At 71.5% G+C, this 9,724-nt stretch carries 9 protein-coding genes and 1 riboswitch; of the genes, 4 read left to right on the forward strand and 5 right to left on the reverse strand.

Going from position 1 to position 9,724, the window contains the following annotated elements; genetic code table 11:
• Nucleotides 1–2: 2 nt before the first annotated feature.
• The gene (locus J0670_RS19675) at nucleotides 3–1,349 is read left to right on the forward strand and encodes an 8-oxoguanine deaminase (RefSeq protein WP_307806594.1); all 1,347 of its coding nucleotides are present in this window, start codon (nucleotides 3–5) and stop codon (nucleotides 1,347–1,349) included.
• Between the two features lie 223 nt (nucleotides 1,350–1,572).
• On the opposite strand, the gene J0670_RS19680 is transcribed toward J0670_RS19675, so the two are convergent.
• Both J0670_RS19680 and aceB read right to left on the reverse strand, forming a co-directional pair.
• Nucleotides 1,573–1,974 carry a gamma-glutamylcyclotransferase gene (locus J0670_RS19680; RefSeq protein ID WP_207812943.1) on the reverse strand — a complete coding sequence of 134 codons (402 nt, stop codon included), beginning with the start codon at nucleotides 1,972–1,974 and terminating at the stop codon, nucleotides 1,573–1,575.
• A gap of 147 nt (nucleotides 1,975–2,121) precedes the next feature.
• Nucleotides 2,122–3,774, reverse strand: coding sequence for a malate synthase A (gene aceB / locus J0670_RS19685; protein ID WP_207812944.1), 1,653 nt, complete (start codon nucleotides 3,772–3,774; stop codon nucleotides 2,122–2,124).
• A gap of 223 nt (nucleotides 3,775–3,997) precedes the next feature.
• Here aceB and J0670_RS19690 point away from each other — a divergent pair, with 223 nt between their 5' ends.
• Nucleotides 3,998–4,795: an IclR family transcriptional regulator gene (locus tag J0670_RS19690; protein ID WP_207812945.1), complete on the forward strand. Its 798-nt coding sequence runs from the start codon at nucleotides 3,998–4,000 to the stop codon at nucleotides 4,793–4,795.
• A 179-nt stretch (nucleotides 4,796–4,974) separates the two neighbouring features.
• Nucleotides 4,975–5,658, forward strand: coding sequence for a hypothetical protein (locus J0670_RS19695; RefSeq protein ID WP_207812946.1), 684 nt, complete (start codon nucleotides 4,975–4,977; stop codon nucleotides 5,656–5,658).
• Between the two features lie 93 nt (nucleotides 5,659–5,751).
• On the opposite strand, the gene J0670_RS19700 is transcribed toward J0670_RS19695, so the two are convergent.
• A complete protein-coding gene (locus J0670_RS19700) occupies nucleotides 5,752–7,071 on the reverse strand; it encodes a glycoside hydrolase family 16 protein (protein ID WP_243437245.1) in 1,320 nt (439 codons plus the stop codon).
• A gap of 7 nt (nucleotides 7,072–7,078) precedes the next feature.
• A riboswitch (cyclic di-AMP (ydaO/yuaA leader) is annotated at nucleotides 7,079–7,186 on the reverse strand.
• 333 nt (nucleotides 7,187–7,519) lie between these two features.
• A complete protein-coding gene (locus J0670_RS19705) occupies nucleotides 7,520–8,554 on the reverse strand; it encodes a triacylglycerol lipase (RefSeq protein ID WP_207812947.1) in 1,035 nt (344 codons plus the stop codon).
• A gap of 208 nt (nucleotides 8,555–8,762) precedes the next feature.
• Between J0670_RS19705 and J0670_RS19710 the strand changes: the two genes are divergently transcribed.
• Nucleotides 8,763–9,092, forward strand: a complete 330-nt coding sequence (locus tag J0670_RS19710; protein WP_196950722.1) for a phenolic acid decarboxylase — start codon at nucleotides 8,763–8,765, stop codon at nucleotides 9,090–9,092.
• A gap of 151 nt (nucleotides 9,093–9,243) precedes the next feature.
• Here the strand turns inward: J0670_RS19710 and J0670_RS19715 are convergent.
• Nucleotides 9,244–9,724: alpha/beta hydrolase family protein (locus tag J0670_RS19715; RefSeq protein ID WP_207812948.1), on the reverse strand; the 481-nt coding region annotated here is incomplete at its 5' end.

A 9,724-nucleotide genomic window follows, 5' to 3' on the forward strand; every position in this document is an offset into this window, starting at 1 on the left:
TGATCGAGAACGTCGCGATCGCCACCGTCGACTCCGCCGACACCGAGTACGCCCGCGGCCACGTCGTCATCCTCGGGAACACGATCGAGTCGGTCGGGGACGGGCCCGCGCCGAACCGGCTGGACGGCGTGGCGCGCCGGATCGACGGTGAGGGCCACCTGCTCACCCCCGGGCTGGTCAACACCCACCACCACTTCTACCAGTGGATCACCCGCGGCCTCGCCCAGGACGCCATCCTCTTCGACTGGCTCGTCGCCCTCTACCCCACCTGGGCGCGGATCGACGAGGGCCTCGTGCACGCGGCCAGCCAGGGCTCGGCCGCCGCCCTGCTCAAGTCCGGCTGCACCACCGCCTCGGACCACCACTACGTCTTCCCCCGGGACGGCGGCGACGTGCTCGGCGCCTCGATCGAGGCCGTTCGGGAGCTCGGGCTGCGCTTCACCGCGCTGCGCGGTTCGATGGACCGGAGCAGGAAGGACGGCGGACTGCCGCCGGACCACGCGGTCGAGGAGCTGGACGACATCCTGGCCGCCTCCGAGGCCACGGTGGACCGGTACCACGACGCCTCCTTCGGCTCGATGCTGCACGTCGCGCTGGCGCCGTGCTCGCCGTTCTCGGTCTCCACCGAGCTGTTGCGCCGATCCGCCGAACTCGCCCGCCGCAAGGGCGTCCGGCTGCACACCCACGGCTCGGAGACGGCCGAGGAGGAACGGTTCTGCAAGGAACTGTTCGGCATGGGGCCGACCGACTACTTCGAGTCGGTGGGTTGGCTCGGCGAGGACGTGTGGATGGCGCACTGCGTGCACATGAACGACTCCGACATCGCCAAGTTCGCCGAGACCGGCACCGGTGTCGCGCACTGTCCGTCGTCCAACGCCCGGCTGGCCGCCGGGATCGCGCGGGTGCCCGACATGCTCAGGGCAGGGGTGCCGGTCGGGCTCGGGGTGGACGGCACCGCCTCCAACGAGTCCGGCGAGCTCGGCACCGAGCTGCGCAACGCCCTGCTGATCAACCGGCTGCACGGCTACCCGACGGCGCTCACCGGGCGCCAGGCGCTGCGGCTGGGCACCATGGGCGGCGCCCGGGTGCTCGGGCGCCAGCGCGAGATCGGCTCGATCGAGGTCGGCAAGCTGGCCGACCTGGCGCTGTGGAGGATCGACGGGATCATGCACTCGTCGATCGCCGACCCGGTCGCGGCCCTCACCTTCGGCGCGCTGCCACCGTTGTCGGTGCTGTTCGTCAACGGCAACGCGGTGGTGGAGCAGGGGCGGCTGACCACCGTCGACGAGGAGCGGATCGCGCGGGACTGCGCCCGGGCCGCGAAGGAACTGGCGGCCCGGCCGGTCTGACGGGGCGGTGTCCCGCTTCCGCTTTCGTTCCCGCTTTCACTCCCGCTCCCTGGGCGCCGGGCCGCCCGGGGAGACGGCGGTCGCCCGGCGGATGACGGCGGACAGCTGACGGATAACAGCCAACAAGTAACAGATGACGAAAGTTGTCAGCTGTTTTTTGTTATCTGTTATCTGTCAGCTGTTATCTAACAGCTGTTATCTGTCGGCCGCCCGCCGTCAGCTGTCAGGCCACCCGACCCAGCGTCGCGAGGTAGGCGCGCCAGCCGCCGTGGTGAGTGATCTCGCGGTGCACACCGCGTTCGAGCTCGCCCCGGGAGAGCAGCATGGACAGGCACGCGGAGCCGTCCTCCAGCTTGATCACACCCAGCTCCAGCTCGCGCGGCTCGCCGGGCAGGATGACGTCCCGCAGCCGCTCCAGGCTGATGTCGTACAGCTCGCCCTCGATCGCGGTGTCCACCCCCGGGTCGGCCAGCAGGCCCGGGCAGACGTCCGTCCCACCACTGTGGTCGATGGAGAAGAAGCGGTATCCGGGGGCGGTCCGGGCCGGGCCGATCAACGAGTCGGCGACCTTGCCGTGGAACGGTCCGCCGACCATCGCCTGGCCGCTGAAGAACATGCGCACCATGGGTGAACTCCTCACGTGGAAAAGACCGTTCCGCACGGCGACGGGAGGACAGGTCGGTTCGTCGCCGCACGGAACGAAGTACGGGGCCGCCGCCGGGACGCGCCACCGCCGCGAGCGTGCGGCGGCGGCACGGGCGGGTGAGTCGGCTCAGCCCAACAGGGGAAGCGCCGGAAGGGTCAGGAAGTCCACGAACTCCTCGGCCAGGGCCACCTGTTCGAAGAGTCGAGCGGCCTCCTGCCAGCGGCCGGCCCCGTAGGCCTCGTCGCCCAGCTCAGCGTGGAGTCCGGCCAACTCCGCGGCGACCAGGGTGCGGACCAGCTCGGCGGTGGTCTTCTCACCGGTGTCGGAGAGCACGACCCCGTTGTGGATCCACTGCCAGATCTGCGAGCGGGAGATCTCGGCGGTGGCGGCGTCCTCCATCATGTTGAAGATGCCGACCGCGCCGAGGCCGCGCAGCCACGCCTCGATGTAGCGGATGCCGACCTGGACGGCGTTGTGCAGCCCGGCGCGGGTGCAGGTGCCGCCGGCGCCGGCGATGTCGAGCAGGTCGGCCGCGGTGACCGGCTCGGCCGGGCCCGGATTCTCCTTCTGGTTGGGGCGCTCGCCGAGCACCGCGTCGAAGGAGGCGCGGGCGACGGGCACGAGGTCCGGGTGGGCGACCCAGGAGCCGTCGAAGCCGTTGCCGGCCTCGCGGTCCTTGTCCGCCTTGACCTTCTCCAGCGCGGCCGCGTTGACCTCGGGGTCGCGGCGGCTCGGGATGAACGCGGCCATGCCGCCGATCGCGTGGGCGCCGCGCCGGTGGCAGGTCCGCACCAGCAGCCGGGTGTAGGCGGCCATGAACGGCGAGGCCATGGTGACGCTGTTGCGGTCCGGCAGGATGTAGTGCTCGCCGGCGTCGCGGAAGTTCTTGACGATCGAGAACAGGTAGTCCCAGCGCCCTGCGTTGAGACCGGCCGCGTGCTCACGCAGCTCGTACAGGATCTCGTCCATCTCGAACGCGGCGGTGATGGTCTCGATCAGCACGGTGGCGCGGATGGTGCCGTGCGGGATGCCGAGTTCGGCCTGCGCATGGGTGAACACGTCGTTCCACAGCCGGGCTTCGAGGTGGCTCTCGGTCTTCGGCAGGTAGAAGTACGGGCCGGAGTTCGGGTCCTCCGCGCCCTTGGCGAGCAGCCGGGCCACGTTGTGGAAGAAGTACAGTCCGAAGTCGACGAACGCGCCGGCCACCGGGGTGCCGTCGACCAGCAGGTGGTTCTCGTCCAGGTGCCAGCCGCGCGGGCGGACCACGACGGTGGCCAGCTCGGCGGCGGGCTTGAGGGCGTAGGTCTTGCCGGCGGGGGTGGTGAAGTCGATCCGGCCTTCGAAGGCGTCGATCAGGTTGACCTGACCGCTGACCACGTTCTCCCAGGTCGGGGAGGTAGCGTCCTCGAAGTCGGCGAGCCAGATCCGCGCGCCAGAGTTGAGCGCGTTGATGACCATCTTGCGGTCGGTCGGGCCGGTGATCTCGACCCGGCGGTCCTGGAGGGCGCGCGGCGCCTCGGCGACCTTCCAGTCGCCGGCCCGGATGTCGGCGGTCTCGGGGAGGAAGTCCAGCGTGCCGGTGGCGGCGATCTCGGCGCGACGGCTCCTCCGCGCGGCCAGGAGTCCCTGTCGGCGGCCCTCGAAGGCACGATGGAGGCCGGCCACGAAGCCGAGCGCCTCCGGGGTGAGCACCTCCTCCGCCCGGTGGACGCGCGGTCCGGCGACAGTGACGACCGGAGCGGCGGTGAAGGCGCCTTCGGGCCCTTGATCTGTAGCCATGAGCAGGACACTCCTAAGACGGTTGAGCCTGGCGAAGGGAGCTCCGGTGGGAACTTCCTCGGGAACTTCCTTGGTCGGAACTCGATCGGAACCCGATCGGAACCCGCCTGCCGGCGAACGCGATTCTGTAAGGTGGAGACTAGTTTCCGCGATACAGAATTTCAACGATTTGTTGAAAAGATCGCCGGGACTCTACTCCTCCCCGACAGCGAAGGGAACGCCGGTGGTTGCGACCCCCGACTCGGCATCGACGACAGGCGCCGACCGCGCGAGCGGCGGCGTGCAGTCCGTCGAACGCGCCTTCCAACTCCTGGAGGCGCTGGCCGACTCCGGCGGGGTGGCCACCCTCAGTGAGCTCTCCACCAGTTCCGGCCTCCCGATGCCGACCATCCACCGACTGGTTCGTACCCTCGTCCAGCAGGGCTATGTCCGCCAGGACACCACGCGCCGTTACACCCTCGGCCCCCGGCTGATCCGGCTCGGAGAGACGGCCGGCCGCCTGCTCGGCAGCTGGGCCCGCCCCTACCTGGCCGAACTCATGGAGGCCACCGGCGAGACCGCCAACCTGGCGGTGCTGGAGGGCGGCGAGGTGGTGTACGTCGGACAGGTGCAGTCGCGGCGCTCGATGCGGATGTTCACCGAGGTCGGACGCCGGGTGCAACCGCACTGCACCGGGGTCGGCAAGGCCCTGCTCGCCCAGCTCCCCGAGGACGAGGCCCGCGCGATCCTCGGCCCCAACCCACTGCCCGCGCACACCGAGTACACCGTCACCGACCCGCAGGAGCTGCTGCGTCAGCTCGCCGAGGCGCGCGAACGCGGGTACGTGGTCGACGACCAGGAGCAGGAGATCGGCGTCCGCTGCATCGCGCTCGCGGTCCCGGGCGCGCCGACGCCCACCGCGCTCTCCGTGTCCGGCCCGGAGGCCCGCGTTCGGGCGCTGGAGGAGCAGGCCGGCGCGTCCGCGCTGGTGCCGGTGATGCACCAGATCGCGACCAGGCTGGGGCAGGTTCTCGCTCCCTGACGCCACCTCAACTTGCCTCGCGTGCGCAGGGGATACGTGGTTTCGTCCGGCCGTTGTCCCTCGTTCGGGGGGACGGTGGGCGGGTTGCGCCCCCGACCCGGCGGCGGCTCCGCCACCCTGGTGCGGACGCGGCCCGCGACGGCGTGGGCGGCCGGAGCGCGAGAGCAGGGTGAGCGGGGATGGCACGCCGGGACGGACGGGACGCACTGGACCGGCAGCGCGGCACCGGGCGCGGAGCCGGGCACAGCCTTGAGCACGAAGCCGGGCACGGCCTTGAGCGCCAAGCCGGGCGCAGGGCCGGGCGCCAAGCCGGGCTCAGTGCCAGGCTCGGCACCGGGCTGGTCGCGGCCGTGACGGCGCTAGCGGTGGGCTGTGCGGTGGCGGTGCTGGTCGACGTGCCGTCCTGGGCGCGCCAGCCCGAGCCCGGTCCGAGCGTGGACCTCGCGGTGGCCGCCGAACCGTCCCGCTCCGAGCTGGAGGTGGTCCGGATCGACCCGGACGCCGCCCCGCCCGGCGGCACCACCACCGTCCACGCCTTCGTCGCCAACCGCGGCCCGGACAGCACGGCCTCGCCGTTCACGGTCGTGGTCCACCTGCCGCACGGCGTCACCGCGGAGGGCCCGTACTTCCCCTCCGACTGCCAGGTGTTCCGGGGCGGCCGTCAGGTGCGCTGCGTCTTCGGCCCCGGCCTGCCGCCGCTGCGCAGCGCGACCGCGCTCGTCCCAGTCCGGCTGGACCCGGAGCTGCGCGCGGGCAGGCTCGACGGCGGCTGGGTCGCGGTGCACAGCGCGGACGACCGGGACGGGAGCGACCACCGGCAGCCGTTCGACCTGACGGTGGCCGAAGCGGCTGCCGCTTCGTGAACCGCCGGCCCGTGTACGGGTGAGCCGGTTTACGGGTGAGCCGGTCCGGTTTACGGGTGAGCCGGTGAACGGCCTGCCGGGCGGCGAGGTTCGTCAGCGGTACACGCGGACGTAGTCGGCGGCGAAGGTGATCGGGGTGGTCCCCTGCGGACCCGGGTGGTACTGGCCCGCGCACACCGACAGGTTGAGGATCAGGTACGCCGACCAGTTGGCGCCGACGCCCTTGCCGTCCGAGAAGACCTTGACGCCGTTGACGTACCAGTCAACCGAGTTGGCGCCGTAGTAGGTGCCGATGGTCACCCACTGGCCCTTGGCGATGGCGCTCGCGTCGGTGTAGTACTTCGCGTTGCCCGGGTTGACGTGGTTGGTCAGCTCCAGCAGGTTCGGATTGTCGGGGTGGTACTCGAAGGAGTCGATCTCCCCGTTGCCGTTCTTCCAGGTCCACAGCGCCGGCCAGGCGCCGCTTCCGGCGGGCAGCTTGACCCGGGTCTCGGCGTAGTCACCGGTCTTGACCTGGAAGCCCTCCGCGGAGCCCTCGGTGGTCAGGAGGCCGGTGTTCCAGGACTGCTTGCCGTTCTCCAGGGCGGGCCCGCCGGGCGTGGCGGTGAAGGTGGCGACGCCGTTGGCGACGGTGACGTTGTTCCTGTTCAGCCAGTCGAGCTTGTTGTCGTCCGGGTTGTGGTTGCCGTACTTGTAGGCGGTGCTCTTGTCGCCGACCCAGCGCTGGCCCCAGTTGATCGGGCCGTTGAACTCGTCGGACCAGGTCAGTGACTTGCCCGCGATCGGCGAAGCCGGCGCCGGAGTGCTCGGACTCGCGGTGGCTCCGGGGGCGGCGGTCGGCTTGGCAGACGGTTTGGCAGACGATATGGCAGACGGTTTGGTGGTCGGGGCCGCCGTCGGCGTGGGCGTGGACGCACCGGCGGCGGAGACCACCAGCTGCTGCGAGGGCAGGTTGTGCCAGGCGCCGCCGAGGTCCTGCCAGAAGCCGAACTGGGTGTACGTCCCGGCGGGCAGACTGCGGGGGCCGCTGGTGTAGTCGACGCCGCTCGGGCAGATCCGCACGTTGCCGGCGCTGCCGGGGAAGTCGAGGTTGGTGCCGCGCGCGTCGCGCACCCCGACGCCGACGGTCTTCGCGGTGAAGCAGGACGAGGAGTGCAGGCTGAGCGATGCGGTGGCGGCCTTGCCCGCGACCATGGCGGCGGGGGCGAGCCGGTCCTGGGTGACGCTCTGAGCGGTGGCGGACTGGGCGGCGGCCGGAGCGGTCACGGCCTGGGCACCGGAGACGTACGGCAGGCCGAGCAGGCCGGCGCCGCTGATCGCGAGCGCGCCGGTGGCGGCGAGGGCCGCGTTGCGGCCGCGGTGGGACGGGCGGGCGTGGCGCGGGGCTCGGCGGCGCCGGGCGGGCTGGTGCATGGCGGTCCTCTGCGACGCCTGCGAGGTGAGCTGTCGGATTCGGGCTGCAGTTGCCCGGCCGCCCGTGGAGCGGCTTCACCCCTAGCCTCGGCCCGCACGCGGGAGCGTACGGGCCGGGCGCTGACCTTGGTTCCCCCGCTCCCGTCCGCTGTGGTGCTCGGTTGCCCGCCGACGGGTGGACGGGACTCGGCGTCCCGGCGGCGGGGTCCGCGAGGGGCGGACGACCGGTTGCAGGCTAGGCAAACCGTCCGTGAACGGACAACTCCATCGGGCCTGTTGTCGCCCAGCTCACAGTGGTGTCGATCAACGACGCTGCGTGGCGGCCGAGTTGATCAATGGCATGGATCAATGACGTGGATCGACGGCGGGGATCGACGGCGGGGATCGACGGCGGGCGTCGATGACAGGGGCCGGTGTCAGGGGTCGGTGACAGGAATCGACGGCAGAGCTAGCCGAGCCAGGAGTTGACCTGGCTCGCGGCGTCCGGGGACCACGCCAGCTCCAGGTGGTTGAGGCCGGTGAGCAGCCGGGTGCCACCGACCGTCGCGATGCCGGTGGTGTCCAGGGCGCTCGCGGTGAACACGATGCCGTCGCTGGGCCCGCGGTTCTCGTTGAGCACGCCGGGGATGTCCGCCGACCCACCCGCGAGGAGGTAGGTGCGCACCGAGGCGGGCACACCGGCCCGTTGCAGCGGGGCGATCAGCGAGCCGGCGTCGATGGCCGCCTGGATGCCCTGGCCGGAGGTGTAGAAGCCCTGGCCGCCGTAGTAGGTGGTCCACCAGTCCTGGGCGGTGGTGTCCACCCCGTAGGTGCCGTCCCAGCGGGCGAGCATCTGGCGCTGGCCCGGGTAGCAGTCGTAGCCGCCGGTCGGCAGCACACCGAGGCAGGGCTGCGCGGTGTACGTGCCGTAGCAGGTCATGTACAGGTGCGGGGACGGCGCGTTGGCGGTGCCGCCGCAGGCCGGCCAGGTGGCCAGGTCGAAGTCCCAGCCGTGCGCGTAGGCGTAGTCCAGCCCGCCGTTCGGCCCGCCGAGGGTGACCAGGCGGCGCACGTCACCCGCGTACGCCCTCCCCCAGGACGGGCGTACCGAGGACACGTACGCCCGGGCAGCGACCTCACCCTTGCTCCAGGCCACCACGTCGACCTGGGGGACGCCGAGGCGGGCCCGGATCAGGGCGATCGCGTCGCCGATGGTCTGGGCCTGGAGCAGGTTGTCGCCGTGCTTGTGGGCGAAGCCGATCGCGAAGACCCGGTGGCCGGTCCCCGCGAGGTATTGGGCGAGGCCGGTGGACGGGCAGCTCGCGGCGCCGCAGGTGCCGCTCTCCCCCGGGTTCGCCCAGGCGCGGTCGGCGTTGTCGTTGGCACCGTGGACCAGCAGGACGGGTGTGGAGAGGCCGCCGGTGTCCCAGCCGGCGGCGGAGTAGAGGAGGAAGCGGCCGGAGTAGGGCTCGCCGGTGCCGAAGTAGGTGCGGCGGGCGCCCATGTGCCGGTCGCACACCTCGGCCTGCGGCGCGGTGGCGGACGGTACCGTGGCGCCTCCGCGGCGGCGGGCGGAACGGTCCGTGGCGGCGGGCGAACCGTTCGGCGCCGGAGGCCCCACCGAGTCCGCCCGGTCGGATAAATTGGATGCCTGACATCTTCCGCAGTGCACAAGAGCTCCGAGCATCACAGAAACGAGGACCCGCCCCACCATGACCGCGTCCCTGCCCGCCTTCGCCGGCCGTACCTACGTCTTCCGGGCCGACAACGGCGCGGCCTTCCGCAACACCTACTCGGCCGACGGCACGCGGCTGCGCTGGGAGGGCCTCGGCGAGTCGGCGGGTCAGTGGGAGGACGTGCGGCTGCACGTCGCCGAGGTCGCGCCGGAGATCTACTTCGTCAGCTGGACGGAGCAGAGCGGGATCACCGTCAGCCACGTGATGGACCTCAACAAGCTGACCGTGCGGGCCTTCTGGACCTTCGAGGGCGAGGGCGGCCGGGTCGGCCAGCTGCACACCGGAACGCTGGAGCGGGTGGCCTGAGCCCATGCGAGCCTGAGCCGCGTGAGCCTGAGCCCCGTGAGCCTGAGCCGTGTCAGCCCGAGCCGTGCGAAAGCCGAACCCCCGGAGCTGCGGCCCCGGGGGTTCGGTCGCGTCGACGGGTCGGCGCGCGAGTGCTCTGGTCGTCTGGTCGTCAGACCGGCTGGTTGGGCACCTTGAGGTGCTGGGAGAGCCACTCCAGCGAGGACGGCAGCAGTGCGCTCCAGGTCTCGAAGTTGTGGCCGCCGTTCTCCAGCATGCTGTAGGAGACCTTCATCGGGCTCTGCGCCGCGTCGATGAAGGCCTCGGTGTCCTGCTTGTAGTTGCCGTCGCCCTTCTTCGTGCCGGCCAGCAGCACGGAGACGTTCGGCTGGGGCAGGTTCTTCAGCCGCCACATCAGGTTGGCCTCGTCGCGGCGCTGCTTGCTGCCGCCGAAGAGGTCGCCGGTGGTCGGGTCGTCGGCGGCGTCGTAGTACGCGGACAGGGCGACGGCGGTCGGGAAGACGTCCGGGTGGCGCATGGCCAGCTTGAGGGCGCAGTAGCCGCCGGTGGAGTTGCCCATGAAGGCCCAGGCCTGCGGGTCGGTGGAGACCCGGAAGCTCGCCTCGATCGCCGAGGGGACGTCCTTGGTGAAG

This window comes from Streptomyces sp. FH025, from assembly GCF_017427025.1.
GTDB lineage: Bacteria > Actinomycetota > Actinomycetes > Streptomycetales > Streptomycetaceae > Kitasatospora.